This window comes from Curtobacterium sp. 179-B 9B NHS (assembly GCF_045370965.1).
GTDB lineage: Bacteria > Actinomycetota > Actinomycetes > Actinomycetales > Microbacteriaceae > Curtobacterium.
Genome location: NZ_JBIQDQ010000002.1, coordinates 12,075 through 27,660 on the forward strand (window position 1 = coordinate 12,075; position 15,586 = coordinate 27,660).

Sequence of the window (15,586 nt, forward strand, 5' to 3'; positions counted from 1 at the left end):
GTCGGTCGTTGCCGGGTTCTTCGACCGACTCGGGTGTGAGGTCGAGCGGGACGGTCCGAGCGTGACCGTGGCCATCGGCCTGAGCCGGCTGCGCTTCGTGGAGAGCGACTTCGAGGGCGCTCACCACCTCGCGTTCACCATCCCGACCGGGTCGTTCGACCTGGCCCGCCGGTGGCTCGGACAGCGCGTGCTGCTCCTGTCGGTCGACGATCGGACGGAGTTCGGAGGACCCCCGTCGTGGGACTCGCGGTCGATGTACTTCGACGGCCCTGATGACCAGGTACTGGAACTCATCGAACGTCGAGCCCTGAGAGGTGGAGTCCTTCGCCGCTGCCGATCTCGTGTGCGTGAGCGAGATCGGCGTGGCAGTCCCGGACGTCCTCGCCGCGGTCGCGACCCTGCGAGCAGCAGACCTCCAGCCCTACGGGAACGAGCCACCAGCGAGTTCGCTGCCGTCGGAGACGTCGACGGTCTCCTCATCCTGGTCACCCCCGGCCGCGCGTGGTTCCCGACCAGCACGCGTCACGTCGCGGACACCGCCGTCACGGTGCGCACCTCCGTGCAGCAGGAGGTGACGCTCGGTGCTGGGAAACGCCTCCGGCCCGTGACTGCTGGTCTCGGCGGACGTCCGGTGACCGATTGAACAGCTGGAAGGATGCGAGCATGCCGTGGCCGCGCGCCGTCCCGCTCAGCGCAGACCGTCTCTGCCTCGAACCCCTGACCGTCGAACACGCCGACGTGATGGTGGACGTGCTCGCGCCGGTGGAGCTGTACCACTTCACCGGCGGCGGACCGCCGAGCCTGGAGGAACTCCGTGCGCGCTACACCCGTCAGGTCCGGGGTCGGTCCCAGGACGGCACCGCAGGGTGGCTGAACTGGATCATCCGCCCCCGCCAGGGCCGCGCGCCGATCGGGTTCGTGCAGGCGACCCTGCACCGGACCGCCCAGGTCACGACGGCGGACCTCGCCTGGCTCGTCACGCCGAGCGCGCAAGGGCACGGGTTCGCGACCGAATCCGCGGAGCGCGCAGCGACGTGGCTGCGCTCGGTCGACGTGCGGGAGCTCAGGGCGCGGATCCACCCGGAGCACGGAGCCTCAGCACGTGTCGCCCTGCGGATCGGGATGCACCCGACGAGCACCCGTTGCGACGGCGAGGTCCTCTGGCGGGAGCGACCACCAGCAAGCGATGAGTGCTGACGCGGGACTCGGTACCCGATCGGCTACTCGGACAGCAACGACCGGCGGCGTTCCGCTTCGTCGAGTCGCCAGCGGCCGATGGCAGCCGCGATCCCTGCGGGGACCGAGACGGCCAGTGGGTACTGCCAAGTGAGGTGGTCGTCCTCGAAGGCCAGCAGGAGCACCTGCATGCCGATCGCGGCGAGTGTTCCGCCGAGGACGGCATGTGCGCTCACACGGACGGCACGGCTCCGAGTGCGTCGGAGCGCGCGGCCGAGGAGCTGGGTGAACGGCAGCGCCACGGCAGCGCCGACGGCGGCGATCACGGCGAAGACGACGACGAAGACGACGACGAAGACGACGACGAACAGGAGGGCGCTGGCGGCTCCGTCGAGCGAGACACCGCCCCGGATGGCGATGACGATGCAGGTGATGACCGCACCGGTCGGAGCGACAGCTCCAGCGAGCCAGATGTAGCTCGTCAGGACGAGCTTGTAGGTCGTCGCCCAGGTCCACGGTTCCACAGCAGCAACCATGCCGCATCGTACGATCTCAGGCGACGTGTTCTTCCCTCGGTGCCGGGTGCCAGCGGAAGACGTCGAGGAGACGGGACAGGCCCGGCGTCCGTGACGCCAGGACGAAGACCGCGTAGCCGAGGACCCCACCGACGGTGTTCCAGATGAAGTCGTTGACGTCGGCGACGTGGCCACCGGAGAAGAGCCGCTGCGCAGCAAGCTGCAGCAGTTCGATCGCCAGGCTCACCGCCGCGGCGGCGAGGAGGACCTTCCACCAGGACGGGCGGCGCATCAGGAGCGGGATCAGGACGCCCAGCGGGGCGAACACGACCACGTTGGTCACCGCGTCCGCAGCTTCGTAGTCGGAGAACGGGATCAGCGCCAGCGCTGGCGTCCACGGCTCAGCGTCGGGGAGCGGATCGAGGAACACGGGGAAGACGGTGTTCGCGAGGATGCCCGCGGCGTAGACAGCGATCACCCCAGCGACGGTCGCGCGCTGCCAGGTGAACCGTGCGTGACGGCGCAGGAGCACCAGGTGCACGACGAAGACGATGATGCCGAAGACGGATGCAACGGGCAGGGCGGGGACTTCGCCGTACGGGTTGTCGGACATCAGCACGACACTACGGGGTAGCCGGCGGGCGGGGGACTGTCGTGCGTTCCCGTCGAGTCCTACCCTGGTGCGATGCAGGGTTCACGGGTCACTCGCCTCGCGGCCGCCGCTGGCCTGGTCGCGGTCCTCACCGGTTGCGCGACCCAGGCGCCGCCTGCTGACGGTCCGGCGATGAAGTCGCTGCAGCTCCGAGCCGTCGTGTCGGAGGTCGAGGAGGTGTGCACTGCGCCGCCGGTCACCACTGACGTCGCAGCATCGGCGTGTGACCAGGACGGCGCGACCACCTACCGGTTGGCGAAGTCGCTCGGGTCGATCACGCCGACCTCCGCGCACCGCTCCGACGGTGAGGGTGCGGGCGGGTCGATCGTGTTGCAGTTCGACAGGACCGACAGCGATGTCCTGGCCTCGGCCACCCGCGAGAGGATCGACGAGCGCATGGCGATCCTCCTCGACGGCAGGGTGATCTCGGCGCCCCAGGTCATGGAACCCCTCACCGGCGGTGAGGTCACCCTCGCGTTCGGGTCGTCCGCCGAAGCTCGCGAGGTCGACGACCGCCTCCGCGCGACGACGTCCGAGGACTCCCGGTAGCCGGTCCCTCCCGGAACCGCCCGGTGAGAGGATCGGGCATGCCCACCGCCACTGCGCTGCTCGTCATCGACCTCCGACCAGGTGCAGTTCCGTCCCGGTCAGTGAGTGGAGGCGCACCGGGTCGACGTCGGGAGTGACCGCTCCTCGTACACTCGCCGGATGGACCAGGACACCGTCCTCGAGCACATCGCCGAGCGATCGCGGGTCGTGGGGCACCCGCTGGTCGTCGGCATCTCCGGCTTCTGCGGCTCCGGCAAGTCGACGCTCGCACGCAGCCTCGTCGCAGCACTGCCCGATGCCGTGCGGCTCCGCGGCGACGACTTCCTGGACCCCGCTCGATCGCACCGCCGTTCCTCGGACTGGGACGGAGTGGAGCGCGACCGCCTGGTCTCGACGGTACTGGAACCGTTCCGAGGAGGACGGCCCGGGCACTTCCAGCGGTACGACTGGGCACGGCGGGCCCTCGGTCCCGAGGAACCGCTCCCGCAGGCGAGGATCCTCGTCCTGGACCTCATCGGACTCTTCCACCCCGAGGCGTTGCCCGCGCTCGACGCGACCGTCTGGTGCGACGTCGACCTCGACACCGCAGCTCGCCGCGGTACGGCCCGCGACCGGGCACTCGGCCGCAGTCACGACGCGCTCTGGCGCGACGTCTGGATCCCGAACGACCGGGACTTCGCGCAGCGCTTCGCGCCCCGCGACGCTGCCGACCTGCTCGTCGAGCCGTCCCGCTGACCCGTCCGCCTCTCGACGTGGACGCGACCCGGCGCCCGCCGTGACCGGCGGGGCGGCCGCGAGCCGTGCCTCCAGACCGGTCACGAGCCGGATGCGGTCAGGCCCGGTCCAGTTGCCGGAGCTGGGCGACGTCCGGCCACGGCGCCCACTTCGCCCGCGGCGCGTGCAGCAGGTACGGCTGCGGCGTCGGGTAGGTGACCAACTCGAGCGTCGACCCCCACGGGGTGCGCGTGTAGACGAACCGGTTGCCCTCCCCGGCCTCCTCGCCACGCAGCGGCCGCGGGTCCGAGTTGCGGACGGCACCGGCGGACTCCGCGCGGGCGAGGGCTGCGTCGAGGTCGTCGACGTACAGCGCCAGGTGCTGCCACCCGAGGTCCGACGGGTGCGCGGCGGCGCGCTGGTCGGGCCCGCGGTACTCGAAGAGCTCGAGTCCGGGTCCCTCGGGCAGCGCGAGCATGCGGATCGCGCCCTGCGCCATCGACGACGGGATGCCGAGGTAGCGGTGGGCCTCCGGTGTGCCGTTCGGCTCGTCGTTGGTCCGGCGCACGTCGTACAGCACGACGGCGTCGAAGGCGTTCGCGAAGAACGCCGTGGCGGCCTCCACGTCCGGCACGGTGACGCCGACGTGGTCGATCCGGATGCCCGTGGTCATCCCTCGATGATGGAGCCGGTCGGGCGGCCTGGACGGGCTTGGGGCAGGACCTGCGGCGTTCCCTGCGGCATCCCGCAGCCGCCGCCCGGAACGAGCGTTCCAGCGGGCCGTCCGTGTCACACGACCGTTACACGAGGGAAACGGGCGACGCGAAGTGCCTTCGTAGCGTCGTCCTCGAGCGGGGACCCCCGCCGCACACTCCCACGGAGGACGCCTTGGTCACAGAGATCGCGACCCCGGTCGCCGCGCCCCACGCCCCCCGGACGACGTCGTCGGCAGCCGCCGGCGCCGGCATCGTCAAGCCCGGGTACGACCCGGCGCTCACCAACGAGGACCTCGCCCCGCTGCGCGAGCAGCGATGGACGAGCTACAACATCTTCGCCTTCTGGATGTCCGACGTGCACTCGGTCGGCGGGTACGTCACCGCCGGGTCGCTCTTCGCGCTCGGCATCGCGAGCTGGCAGGTGCTCGTCGCCCTGGTCGTCGGCATCCTCATCGTGCAGGTGTTCGCGAACCTCGTCGCGAAGCCGTCCCAGCGCACCGGGGTGCCGTACCCGGTCATCAACCGCGCGGTGTTCGGCGTCATCGGGGCGAACGTCCCCGCCGTCATCCGCGGCCTGATCGCGACGGCCTGGTACGGCGTGCAGACCTTCCTCGCCGCGCAGTCGCTCAACATCGTGTTCCTGAAGTTCGTCCCGGGCACAGCGGCGCTGCTCGACCACTCGTTCCTCGGGCTCTCCGCGCTGGGGTGGATCTCGTACGGCATCCTCTGGGTCGCGCAGGCCGCGCTCTTCTCGATGGGCATGGAGGCGATCCGCCGCTTCATCGACTTCGCCGGTCCGGCCGTCTACGTCGTGATGATCGCGCTCGCCGTCTACCTCGTCGCCCGGGCCGGCATCGGCAACATCTCGCTGACGCTGCACACGGGCGCGCCCATGTCGTTCGGTGCCTCGATCCCGGTCATGCTCTCGGCCGTGGCGATCGTCGTCAGCTACTTCTCCGGTCCGATGCTGAACTTCGGTGACTTCTCGCGCTACGGTCGCTCGTTCCGAGCCGTCAAGCGCGGCAACCTCTGGGGCCTGCCGATCAACTTCCTGTTCTTCTCGGTGCTCACCGTGCTCTGCGCGAGCGCGACGGTCCCGGTGTTCGGCAAGCTCATCACCGACCCGATCGAGACGGTCCAGGCGATCGACGCACCGTTCGCGATCCTGCTCGGCGGCCTGACGTTCGTCACCGCGACGGTCGGCATCAACATCGTCGCGAACTTCATCAGCCCCGCGTTCGACTTCTCGAACGTCGCCCCGCGGAGGATCAGCTGGCGGACGGGCGGCATGATCGCCGCGGTCGGCTCCGTGCTGCTGACGCCGTGGAACTGGTACGGCAACGACCAGGCGATCCTCTACACGCTCGGCATCCTCGGCGCGCTGATCGGCCCGCTGTTCGGGATCCTGATCGCCGGCTACTACCTGGTCGCGAAGCAGCGGGTGGCGGTCGACGACATGTACACGAAGGAGCCCACCGCCCGGTACTGGTACCGCGCGGGCTGGAACCCGAACGCGATGTGGACCCTGCTGCTCGCCGGCGCGGTGTCGGTCGCCAGCGCGGTGCTGCCGCCCGCGACGGGTGTCCTGCCGTGGTTGAGCAACTACAGCTGGTTCATCGGCTGCGGGCTCGGGCTGGTCGTCTTCTGGGCGCTCGAGCGTCGGTCGCCGCGGATGCCGGTGCTGGCATCGGAGGACCCGACGGTCGACGACGGCGCGGCTGCAGGACGCGACTGACCGTCCGCCACACCCCTGCACCGACCCCGGCCGGGAGGCGCGACACGCCTCCCGGCCGGACCGTCGCCGCCCGGGTCCACCACCTCCTCCTCGTCCCCACCCCCGCCTGAGAGGCCCCGCTTGCGCATCCGCGTCGTCAACCCCAACACCACCCCGTCGATGACGGCCTCGATCGGCCGCGCCGCGGCCGCGGTCGCCGGACCCGGCACCGTCGTCGAGGCGGTGACGCCCACCACCGGACCCGCCTCGATCGAGAGTCACTACGAGGAGGCCCTGGCGGTCCCCGGGCTCCTGGAGCAGATCGCGCTCGGCGAGCAAGAGGGTGTCGACGCGTACGTCGTCGCGTGCTTCGGCGACCCGGGTCTCGACGCCGCGCGCGAGCTGGCCGCCGGGCCGGTGCTCGGGATCGCCGAGGCCGGCTTCCACGCCGCTGCGATGCTGGGGCGCCGGTTCGGGGTCGTCACGACGCTGGCGCGCACGACCGGACGGGCGTGGGAGCTCGCGGAGCGCTACGGGTTCGCGTCCCTGGTGACCGAGGTCCGTGCGTGCGAGGTGCCGGTGCTGCAGCTCGACGATCCGACGTCGGGCGCCCGGGAGCTCGTCGTCGAGGAGTGCCGCGCCGTGCTCGCCGGCGGCGCCGACGCGGTGGTGCTCGGCTGCGCGGGCATGGCGGCGTTCTGTGCCGAGGTCTCGCGCGAGATCGGTGCGCCGGTGGTCGACGGGGTGGCCGCGGCGACGGTGCTCGCGGAGTCGCTCGTCCGGCTCGGGCTGCGCACGGGCAAGACCGGCGAGTACGCCCCTCCGCCGCCGAAGCCGGTGACCGGGCTGCTGTCCGGCTTCACGCTGCAGAGGTCCGACGTCGCCGCGCCGATCGTGCTCGCGGGGGCCTCGGCATGAGCGCCGCGGTGGGCGCCGACCTGGTGCTCCGCGCTCGGCGGGCGTGGGTCGACGGCGTCCTCCGCCAGGCCGCGGTGGTGGTCCGCGACGGCGTGGTCGACGCGGTCCTGCCGTTCGGTGCCGCGGTCGTGGCTTCGCTCGACCGCACCGTGCCCGACGAGCACGTGCTCCTGCCCGGGCTCGTCGACACGCACGTGCACGTCAACGAACCCGGTCGCACCGAGTGGGAAGGCTTCGCCTCGGCCACGCGAGCGGCCGCACTCGGTGGGGTGACCACGATCGTCGACATGCCGCTCAACTCGATCCCGGCGACGGTCGACGTCGACGCCCTCGCGGCGAAGCGGGCGAGCGCCGCGGGCCGGGTCGCGGTGGACGTCGGGTTCTGGGGCGGTGCGGTCCCGGCCAACGCGGGGGAGCGCCGTCCGCTGCACGACGCCGGAGTCTTCGGCTTCAAGTGCTTCACCGCGCCGAGCGGTGTGGACGAGTTCCCGCACCTCGACCCGGTACAGCTCCGAGCGGCGATCGAGGAGGTCGCCGAGCTCGACGCCCTGCTCATCGTGCACGCCGAGGACCCGGACCACCTCGTGCCGCACGAGACGCTCGGCGGACGGTACGCCGACTTCCTCGCCACCCGTCCGGGCCGTGCCGAGCAGTCCGCCGTCGCGCGGGTCCTCGACGGAGCGCGGTCGACGGGTGCCCGCGTGCACGTGCTGCACCTGTCCGACGCCGGGGTCCTCCCGATGATCCGCGCCGCGAAGGCCGACGGGGTCCGGGTGACCGTCGAGACGTGTCCGCACTACCTGGCGTTCGAGGCCGGGTCGATCCCGGACGGCGCGACCGAGTTCAAGTGCTGCCCGCCGATCCGCGACGACGCGAACCGCGACGCGCTCTGGGCGGGGCTGCTCGACGGCACGATCGACTGCGTCGTGTCGGACCACTCGCCGTCCACAGCCGACCTGAAGACCGACGACTGGGGGTCGGCGTGGGGCGGCATCGCCGGACTCCAGGTGGGCTTCCGGGCGGTCTGGACCGAGGCCGTGCGCCGGGGGCTCCCGCTCGAGGCCGTCCTGCCCTGGTTCACGACCGGCCCCGCGGCGCTCGTCGGCTTCCACGACCGCGGTCGGATCGCGCCGGGTGCGGTCGCGCACCTCGCCGTCCTCGACCCGGCGGCCGAGGGCGTCGTCGAGGTGTCGGCCCTGGCCCACCGCAATCCGGTGTCCGCGTACGCCGGCCTGCACACGCTCGGGGTCGTCACCGAGACCTGGGTCCGCGGGCGGCTCGTGGCGACGGTCGGCCACGGGGTCACCGCCGTCGAGGGGGTCCTGCTCGACCGCCCCGCGGCGCCGCAACACGCACGAAACGGACGTTTCGCTACGCTCGTTCCCGGAACGGAGGCATCATGACGCAGCCAGTCAACCCACCCGCCCGACTCCTGATGGGACCGGGGCCGATCGACGCCGACCCCCGCGTGCTCCGCGCGCTGTCGACCCCGCTCGTCGGGCAGTACGACCCGTGGATGACGACGACGATGACCGCGACGCAGGAGCTCTACCGCCAGGTCTTCGGGACGCGGAACGACGCCACCGTGCTCGTCGACGGCACGTCCCGCGCGGGCATCGAAGCGGCCCTGGTGTCACTGCTCGCCCCGGGGGACCGGGTGCTCGTGCCGGTCTTCGGACGCTTCGGGCACCTGCTCGCCGAGATCGCGACCCGTGCCGGCGCCGAGGTGCACACCATCGAGACCAAGTGGGGGCAGGTCTTCCCGCCGTCCGTGATCGAGGACGCGGTGCGCCGGGTCCGACCGAAGGTCCTGGCGATCGTGCAGGGCGACACCTCGACGACGATGAACCAGCCGCTCGACGAGCTCGGGGCGATCTGTGACCGGCACGGCGCCCTCCTCTACACCGACGCGACGGCGAGCATCGGCGGCAACCCGCTCGAGACCGACGCTTGGGGCATCGACGTCGTGAGCGCCGGCCTGCAGAAGTGCCTGGGCGGCCCCTCCGGCAGTGCACCGATCACCCTGTCGCCGCGTGCTGTGGCGGTGCTCGACGGCCGCCGCAGCATCGAGGCCGGCATCCGCGAGGCCGACGACGTCGTGTCCGACGACCCGATCCGCTCGAACTACCTCGACCTCGCGATGATCCTCGACTACTGGGGCCCGCGGCGCCTCAACCACCACACCGAGGCCGCGTCGATGCTCTACGCCGCGAACGAGTGCGCCCGCATCCTGCTCGAGGAGGGGCGGGACGCCGTGGTCGAGCGCCACGCGATCGCCGGTCGCGCGATGCTCGCCGGGGTCGAGGCGCTCGGACTGCAGGTGTTCGGTGACGTCGCGCACAAGATGCACAACGTGGTCGCCGTGGAGATCCCGGACGGCGTCGTCGGCGACGAGGTACGGGGCGCGATGCTCGAGGACCACGGCATCGAGATCGGGACCTCGTTCGGGCCGCTGCACGGGCGGGTCTGGCGCATCGGCACGATGGGCTACAACGCCCGCAAGGACACCGTCGTGCGCACGCTGGCCGCCCTCGAACACTGCCTGCGCCGGGCCGGGCACGCCGTCCCGCAGGGTGCCGGGGTCGACGCCGCGCTCGACGTCCACGCCGGCCGCGTCGCGCCGGTCGGGGCAGCCCTGTGACGACGACGACCGGACCCGCGACGGCCGAGGTCCCCGCGGCGCCGACCGCGAGCGCCCGGGCGATCGCCGACGCCGCGACGATCGTCCGGTGGTGCGACGCGCTCGCCGGGATCTCGCAGGACGACGGACGCACCACCCGCGTCTACCTGTCGCCGGAGCACGCCCGGGTGAACGCCGTGGTCGCGGAGTGGATGCGCGACGCCGGACTCCGCACCTGGCAGGACGCCGCGGGCAACCTGCACGGCATCGTCGACGGTGCGACGCCGGACGCACCCGTGCTGCTGCTCGGCTCACACCTCGACACCGTGGTGGACGCCGGCCGGTACGACGGAGTGGTCGGCGTGCTCATGGCGATCCGCACGGTGGCGCGGCTCACGGCCTCCGGCCCGCTGCCCTTCGCGCTGCAGGTGATCGCGTTCTCCGACGAGGAAGGGACGCGCTTCGGCAAGGCACTGTTGGGCTCGTCGGCCGTGGCGGGGGTCTGGGACGACGCGTGGTGGGACCTCGAGGACGGCGACGGTGTCACGCTCCGCCGGGCCTTCACCGACTTCGGGCTCGATCCGGAACGCGTCGGCGAGGCGGCACTGCCCCCGGAGCGGCTCGTCGGCTACCTCGAGGCGCACATCGAGCAGGGCCCCCACCTCGAGCAGGCGGGGCAGGCGCTCGGTGTCGTCACGAGCATCGCGAGCGCCCGGCGGTTCACCGTCGAGGCCGTCGGCGAGGCACGGCACGCCGGCGGCACCCCGTACGAGCGGCGTCACGACGCGCTGCTCGCCGCGGCCGAGGCGGCGCTCGCCGTCGAGCGGATCTGTCGCGCCGAGCAGCACGTCGGCACCGTCGGCACGATGTCCGTCGAGCCCGGGGCGGTCAACGTCGTCCCCGGCCTGGCCCGGTTCAGCGTCGACCTGCGGGGGGAGTTCGACGAGGGACGTGACCGCGTCTGGGAGTCGATCACGGCGGTCTTCGACGAGATCGGAGCCCGTCGTGGCGTGACCGTGTCGCCGACCGAGGTGCACCGTGCCCCGGCGGTGTTCTGTGCCCCGGTGTTGATGGACGCCGTCCGTACGGGGATCGCCGCGACCGGGGAGGCCACACCAGCGGAGCTCTTCTCGCGCGCCGGGCACGACGCGATGTCCCTCGGGCTGGTCACCGACGTCGCGATGCTGTTCCTGCGCAACCCCGACGGCATCAGCCACCACCCGGACGAGTTCGTCTCCGAGGACGACGTCGCGCTCGGCCTCGACGCGCTGGCCGTCGCCGTCGAGCGCATCGCCGACGACCGTGCGGAGACCCGGTGAGCGCCGCGCCCGACGTCCGTGCCCGGGTGGACGCCGTCTGGGACCGCCTGTCGCCCGCGGAACGCCGGGTCGCCGCGATGGTCCGGCACGATCCGGAGCTGCTGCTCGTCGGCACCTCCGCCGAGCTCGCGGCCGAGTCGGGCACGTCGAAGGCCACCGTCTCGCGGCTCGTCCGGTCCCTGGGGTTCCAGGACGCCGCCGAGGTCCGCCAGGAGCTCATGTCCGCGCGGGGGAGCGGCCTGCCGTGGGCTGCCGAGGACGCGGCGCACGTCGACCAGCGGGCCGTCGAGGCACGCAACCTCGACGCCGCGTTCGCCTCGCTCGCCCGGGCCGACCGCGTCCGGCTCGCCCGCCGGATCGTCCGTGCCCGGCGGGTGCTCGTCTTCGGGGAACGCGGCGCGCACCCCGTCGCCATGCAGCTCCGGTCGCAGCTGGCCCAGGTGCGACCGGACGTCCGGATCGGTCCGGCACCGGGGCAGCGCCTGGGCGAGGAGGTCGCCGACCTCGACCGCCGCGACCTCGTCGTGCTCGTCACGGTCAGGCGGCACGCGGCGGGTGCCGAACGGCTCGTGCGGCACTGCGTCGCGACCGGCGCCGACGTGGTCGTGCTCGGCGACCCGACCGCAGCCGTGATCGCGGCGCCCGCGGCGACCGCGGTGCTCTGCCCGGTGGACTCGCCGTCGGCGTTCGACTCGATGGCGGCGCTCTTCGCGGTCGTCGCGGCGATCGCGAACGACGTGTACGAGGCTTCCGGGCCGGCAGGGCGTGCCCGGGTCGACGCCGTGGCGGCGTCCTACGACGCGCTCGGGGAGCTCGCCCCCCGCTGACCGTCCCCGTCCCGCTCGAGCTCGTCGCGCAGCGATGCGCCGCGCGCGGCGATCAACCGCGGCAGGTAGCGGGCGAGCGCTACCCGCTCGGCCAGCCAGCCGAGCGGGCCGAGGGGCGCCCGGAAGACGACCTCGTCGACCATCCGCGTGCCGTCGGCCGACGGCTCGAACCGGTGCTCGTGCCGGAACCGGGCGAACGGACCACGCACCTGCTCGTCGACGAAGCGACCCGGAGCCTCCATGGCGGTGACCCTGCTCGTCATCGACCAGACGATCCCGAAGTGCCGCGCGCGCCACGTGACGCTCTCGCCGAGCCCGATCGTGCCGGACGTCGTCCCGGCCACGGCGCGTTCGTCGGTGTCGGCCATCGAGCGTTCGTGCGCGCCGATGTCGAGCGACAGCGCGAAGACGCGCTCCACCGGAGCGGCGATCTCGGTGACCACCCGGAAGGCGACGGTCACGCGTCCGGCCAGACCTGCGGCACCGTGCGGTCGTCGTCGCGCAGCACCGCGGCGAGCAGCTGGTCGTGGCGGGCGCCCCGGTGCACGACGGCCGATCGGGACCGACCCTCGAAGCGCATGCCGATCCGCCGGGCCGTCGCGGACGACGCGGCGTTCGTCCCGAGTGCGCGCCACTGCACCCGCACCAGGCCGAGCCCGTCCGGCGGTGCGGCGAACGCCCACGCCAGCACACGATCGGCGGCCTCGGCCATCAGGCCCTGCCCGCGGCCGTCGGGGTGCAGCGCCCAGCCGATCTCGCCGGCGCCGTCCACGAAGCCGAAGACGCCGACGGTACCGAGCAGCCGGGGGTCCTCCGCACGGCGGATCCCGAAGTCGTACCGGGTGTCGTCACGCCACCCGACCTCGACCAGGTCGAGCCACTGACGGGCCTCGGCGTGCCCGTACGGCACGGGGACCGGGGTGAACGCGATGACGTCCGGGTCGTTCGCGTACGCGATGACGGCCTCCGCATCGGCGGGACCCGGCGCGGAGAGCACGAGCCGGTCGGTCCGGAGCGTCACGGGGAGCACACCGCGAGCCTAGCGACGGCGCGACCACGCGGTAGCGTCGGCGACATGACGTTCGACACCCTCGCCTTCCCGGTCATCGACGGACACAACGACCTCCCCTGGGAACGTCGCGAGTCGCACCACTCCGGCGTCGAGGGCATCGACCGCGAACAGGGCACGCTGCACACCGACCTGCCGAAGCTCCGGGCCGGCGGCGTCGTGGGCCAGTTCTGGTCGGTGTTCGTGCCGTCGGACGACCCGGACCCGGTGCGCACCACCCTGCAGCAGATCGACACCGCGCACCGGATCATCGCGCGGTACCCCGACGACCTGACCTTCGTCCGCACCGCTGCCGAACTGCGCACCGCCGTCGACGCCGGACGGATCGCGTCGCTGCTCGGCGCCGAGGGCGGGCACTCCATCGGCGACGACCTCGCGGTGCTCCGGTCCTTCGCCCGGCTCGGCGTCCGCTACATGACGCTGACGCACAACGACGACACGACCTGGGCCGACTCGGCCACCGGTGCCCGGGCACACGGCGGCCTGACCGACCGCGGACGCGAGGTCGTCGCCGAGATGGAGCGGATCGGCATGCTCGTCGACCTGTCGCACACCGCGCCGGCGACGATGCGCGACACCCTCGACGTCGCGACGCAACCGGTCGTGTTCAGCCACTCGTCCACCGTCGCCGTCGACGACCACCCGCGGAACGTGCCCGACGACGTGCTCGCCCGGCTCGCCGACAACGGGGGCGTCGTGATGATCACCTTCGTGCCGAAGTTCGTCTCCCGCGCGTGGGCCGACTGGGAGGAAGCGGGGTCCGAGGGGGAACCGCCGCTCGTCACGGTGGCGGACGTCGCCGACCACGTCGACCACGCCCGTGAGGTCGCGGGCGCGGCCCACCTGGGCCTCGGTGGCGACTACGACGGCACGCCCGTGCTGCCGCCGGACCTGCGGGACGTGTCGCGGTACCCGGTGCTCGCGGAGGAGCTGCGGCGACGCGGCTGGGGTGACGACGACCTGCGGGCGCTCGCCGGGGGGAACGTGCTACGGGTCCTCGAGGCGACGGACGAGCGGTTCGCGCGGAGCGCGCTGCGCTGAGCCGCGCGGGCGCGAGCGCGGTGGGGCAGGGGCGGCCGGGAGACGCGGTGTGCGCCCGCCGTGTCAAGGGGCGTCATCGACAGGGGAACACCGGGCGCCGTCGCTAGGATCGCGAGCGGACCGCAGCGCCGCCACCGACGGCGTGAGAACTCGACCCGGAGGACGACAACGGATGACCGGCACCATCTACGACAACATCTCGCAGGCGTTCGGCAACACCCCGCTCGTCCGGCTCAACCGCCTGCCGAAGGCCGACGGCGCCGAGGTCCTCGCGAAGCTCGAGTTCTACAACCCGGGCTCGAGCGTCAAGGACCGCCTCGGTGTCGCGATCATCGACGCGGCCGAGGAGTCCGGCGAGCTGCGCCCCGGCGGCACCGTCGTCGAGGGCTCGTCCGGCAACACCGGCATCGCCCTGGCGCTGGTCGGCGCCGCCCGCGGCTACCGCGTCGTCATCACGATGCCCGAGACGATGAGCGTCGAGCGGCGTGCCCTGATCCGTGCCTTCGGCGCCGAGATCGTCCTGACCCCGGGTTCCGAGGGCATGAAGGGCGCCGTGGCGCGCGCAGGCCAGATCGTCGACGAGACCCCCGGCGCGATCCTGGCCCACCAGTTCGAGACGGCCGCGAACGCCGCGATCCACCGCAGGACCACGGCGGAGGAGATCCTCCGCGACACCGAGGGCCACGTCGACGTCTTCGTCGCCGGTGTCGGGACCGGCGGGACGATCACGGGTGTCGGTCAGGTGCTCAAGGAGCGCGTGCCGGGCGTGCAGATCGTCGCCGTCGAGCCGAAGGACTCCCCGCTGCTGACCGAGGGCAAGGCGGGGCCGCACAAGATCCAGGGGATCGGCGCCAACTTCGTCCCCGAGGTCCTCGACCGTGAGGTCATCGACGAGGTGTTCGACGTCGAGCTCGACGACGCACTCCGGGTCGCCCGCGCGCTCGGGACCGAGGAGGGCATCCTGGCCGGCATCTCGTCGGGCGCGATCATCCACGCCGCCGTCGAGATCGCCGCCCGTCCGGAGAACGCCGGCAAGCGCGTGGTCGCGATCGTGTGCGACACCGGCGAGCGCTACCTGTCCACGCCGCTGTTCGAGGGACTCACTGCGTGACGCGTGCCGTCCGACGCGGCGTGCTGTGGCGGGTCCGCGAGGATCTCGCTGCGGCACGCCGCGGTGACCCCGCTGCCCGGGGTGACCTGGAGAACGCGGTGGTCTACTCGGGGCTGCACGCGATCTGGACCTACCGGTTCACGCACCGGTTGTGGCTCGCGCGTGGTCTCCCTGGATCCCGGTTCGCGGCCCGGGTGGTCGCGCAGGTCGCTCGATCGATCACGGGCATCGAGATCCACCCCGGCGCCCGCATCGGCCGGCGCTTCTTCATCGACCACGGCCTCGGCGTCGTGATCGGGGAGACGGCGGTCATCGGTGACGACGTGCTGGTGTTCCACGGCGTCACGCTCGGCGGGCGCGGGGGCGAGCACGGTCCGGGGCGGCGGCGGCACCCGACCGTGGGTGACCGCGTGGTGCTCGGTGCCGGGTCGTCGCTGATCGGCGCGATCACGATCGGCGCGGACTCCGTGGTCGGCGCGAACACGGTCGTGACGAAGGACGTCCCCGCGGGCTCCGTCGTCACCGGCGTCGCCGGTACGGCCCGGCCGAGGTCGGGGCACGAGGGCGTCCCGACGCTCTGACCGCGGGCGGCCGCGGGCGGCCGCGAGCGCCGGGCGATCGAGCGCCCCGGTCGACCGAGCGGTC

Annotated in this window: 17 protein-coding genes; 12 read left to right on the forward strand and 5 right to left on the reverse strand. The window is 72.7% G+C overall.

The window, feature by feature from the left end; genetic code table 11:
* Positions 1–663 precede the first annotated feature (663 nt).
* Positions 664–1,197, forward strand: coding sequence for a GNAT family N-acetyltransferase (locus ACH0A8_RS01825; protein ID WP_271825056.1), 534 nt, complete (start codon positions 664–666; stop codon positions 1,195–1,197).
* Between the two features lie 23 nt (positions 1,198–1,220).
* On the opposite strand, the gene ACH0A8_RS01830 is transcribed toward ACH0A8_RS01825, so the two are convergent.
* Positions 1,221–1,712: a hypothetical protein gene (locus ACH0A8_RS01830; RefSeq protein WP_406906274.1), complete on the reverse strand. Its 492-nt coding sequence runs from the start codon at positions 1,710–1,712 to the stop codon at positions 1,221–1,223.
* Positions 1,713–1,728: 16 nt separating this feature from the next.
* Positions 1,729–2,304 carry a VanZ family protein gene (locus ACH0A8_RS01835; RefSeq protein ID WP_406906276.1) on the reverse strand — a complete coding sequence of 192 codons (576 nt, stop codon included), beginning with the start codon at positions 2,302–2,304 and terminating at the stop codon, positions 1,729–1,731.
* Positions 2,305–2,475: 171 nt separating this feature from the next.
* Here ACH0A8_RS01835 and ACH0A8_RS01840 point away from each other — a divergent pair, with 171 nt between their 5' ends.
* Positions 2,476–2,892, forward strand: coding sequence for a SecDF P1 head subdomain-containing protein (locus tag ACH0A8_RS01840; protein ID WP_406906278.1), 417 nt, complete (start codon positions 2,476–2,478; stop codon positions 2,890–2,892).
* Between the two features lie 159 nt (positions 2,893–3,051).
* Positions 3,052–3,627: a uridine kinase gene (locus ACH0A8_RS01845; RefSeq protein ID WP_406906280.1), complete on the forward strand. Its 576-nt coding sequence runs from the start codon at positions 3,052–3,054 to the stop codon at positions 3,625–3,627.
* Between the two features lie 97 nt (positions 3,628–3,724).
* On the opposite strand, the gene ACH0A8_RS01850 is transcribed toward ACH0A8_RS01845, so the two are convergent.
* Positions 3,725–4,279, reverse strand: a complete 555-nt coding sequence (locus tag ACH0A8_RS01850) for a VOC family protein (RefSeq protein ID WP_406906282.1) — start codon at positions 4,277–4,279, stop codon at positions 3,725–3,727.
* 215 nt (positions 4,280–4,494) lie between these two features.
* Between ACH0A8_RS01850 and ACH0A8_RS01855 the strand changes: the two genes are divergently transcribed.
* The 6 genes from ACH0A8_RS01855 (at position 4,495) to ACH0A8_RS01880 (ending at position 11,720) form a co-directional block, all read left to right on the forward strand.
* Complete coding sequence (locus ACH0A8_RS01855) at positions 4,495–6,057, forward strand: NCS1 family nucleobase:cation symporter-1 (RefSeq protein WP_081984981.1); 1,563 nt, start codon at positions 4,495–4,497, stop codon at positions 6,055–6,057.
* A gap of 120 nt (positions 6,058–6,177) precedes the next feature.
* Entirely contained in the window at positions 6,178–6,954 is a 777-nt protein-coding gene (locus ACH0A8_RS01860) for an aspartate/glutamate racemase family protein (protein ID WP_406906285.1), read from the forward strand.
* The gene (gene allB, locus ACH0A8_RS01865; protein WP_406906287.1) at positions 6,951–8,357 is read left to right on the forward strand and encodes an allantoinase AllB; all 1,407 of its coding nucleotides are present in this window, start codon (positions 6,951–6,953) and stop codon (positions 8,355–8,357) included. The genes ACH0A8_RS01860 and allB overlap by 4 nt, the downstream gene beginning before the upstream one ends.
* Positions 8,354–9,595 carry a pyridoxal-phosphate-dependent aminotransferase family protein gene (locus tag ACH0A8_RS01870; RefSeq protein WP_406906289.1) on the forward strand — a complete coding sequence of 414 codons (1,242 nt, stop codon included), beginning with the start codon at positions 8,354–8,356 and terminating at the stop codon, positions 9,593–9,595. Before allB ends, ACH0A8_RS01870 begins: the two co-directional genes overlap by 4 nt.
* Positions 9,592–10,893: an allantoate amidohydrolase gene (locus ACH0A8_RS01875; RefSeq protein WP_406906291.1), complete on the forward strand. Its 1,302-nt coding sequence runs from the start codon at positions 9,592–9,594 to the stop codon at positions 10,891–10,893. The genes ACH0A8_RS01870 and ACH0A8_RS01875 overlap by 4 nt, the downstream gene beginning before the upstream one ends.
* Complete coding sequence (locus ACH0A8_RS01880) at positions 10,890–11,720, forward strand: MurR/RpiR family transcriptional regulator (RefSeq protein WP_406906293.1); 831 nt, start codon at positions 10,890–10,892, stop codon at positions 11,718–11,720. Before ACH0A8_RS01875 ends, ACH0A8_RS01880 begins: the two co-directional genes overlap by 4 nt.
* On the opposite strand, the gene ACH0A8_RS01885 is transcribed toward ACH0A8_RS01880, so the two are convergent.
* Complete coding sequence (locus ACH0A8_RS01885; RefSeq protein WP_406906295.1) at positions 11,687–12,181, reverse strand: SRPBCC family protein; 495 nt, start codon at positions 12,179–12,181, stop codon at positions 11,687–11,689. The genes ACH0A8_RS01880 and ACH0A8_RS01885 overlap by 34 nt on opposite strands.
* Positions 12,178–12,750: a GNAT family N-acetyltransferase gene (locus ACH0A8_RS01890; protein WP_066655430.1), complete on the reverse strand. Its 573-nt coding sequence runs from the start codon at positions 12,748–12,750 to the stop codon at positions 12,178–12,180. The genes ACH0A8_RS01885 and ACH0A8_RS01890 overlap by 4 nt, the downstream gene beginning before the upstream one ends.
* Positions 12,751–12,795: 45 nt before the next feature.
* On the opposite strand from ACH0A8_RS01890, the gene ACH0A8_RS01895 reads away from it, so the two are divergent.
* The 3 genes from ACH0A8_RS01895 to epsC all read left to right on the forward strand — a co-directional run bounded on the left by ACH0A8_RS01895 (position 12,796) and on the right by epsC (position 15,522).
* A complete protein-coding gene (locus tag ACH0A8_RS01895) occupies positions 12,796–13,830 on the forward strand; it encodes a dipeptidase (protein ID WP_311206080.1) in 1,035 nt (344 codons plus the stop codon).
* A 172-nt stretch (positions 13,831–14,002) separates the two neighbouring features.
* Positions 14,003–14,941: a cysteine synthase A gene (gene cysK / locus ACH0A8_RS01900; protein WP_066655424.1), complete on the forward strand. Its 939-nt coding sequence runs from the start codon at positions 14,003–14,005 to the stop codon at positions 14,939–14,941.
* Complete coding sequence (epsC, locus tag ACH0A8_RS01905; protein WP_235426355.1) at positions 14,938–15,522, forward strand: serine O-acetyltransferase EpsC; 585 nt, start codon at positions 14,938–14,940, stop codon at positions 15,520–15,522. The genes cysK and epsC overlap by 4 nt, the downstream gene beginning before the upstream one ends.
* The last annotated feature ends 64 nt before the right edge of the window (positions 15,523–15,586 follow it).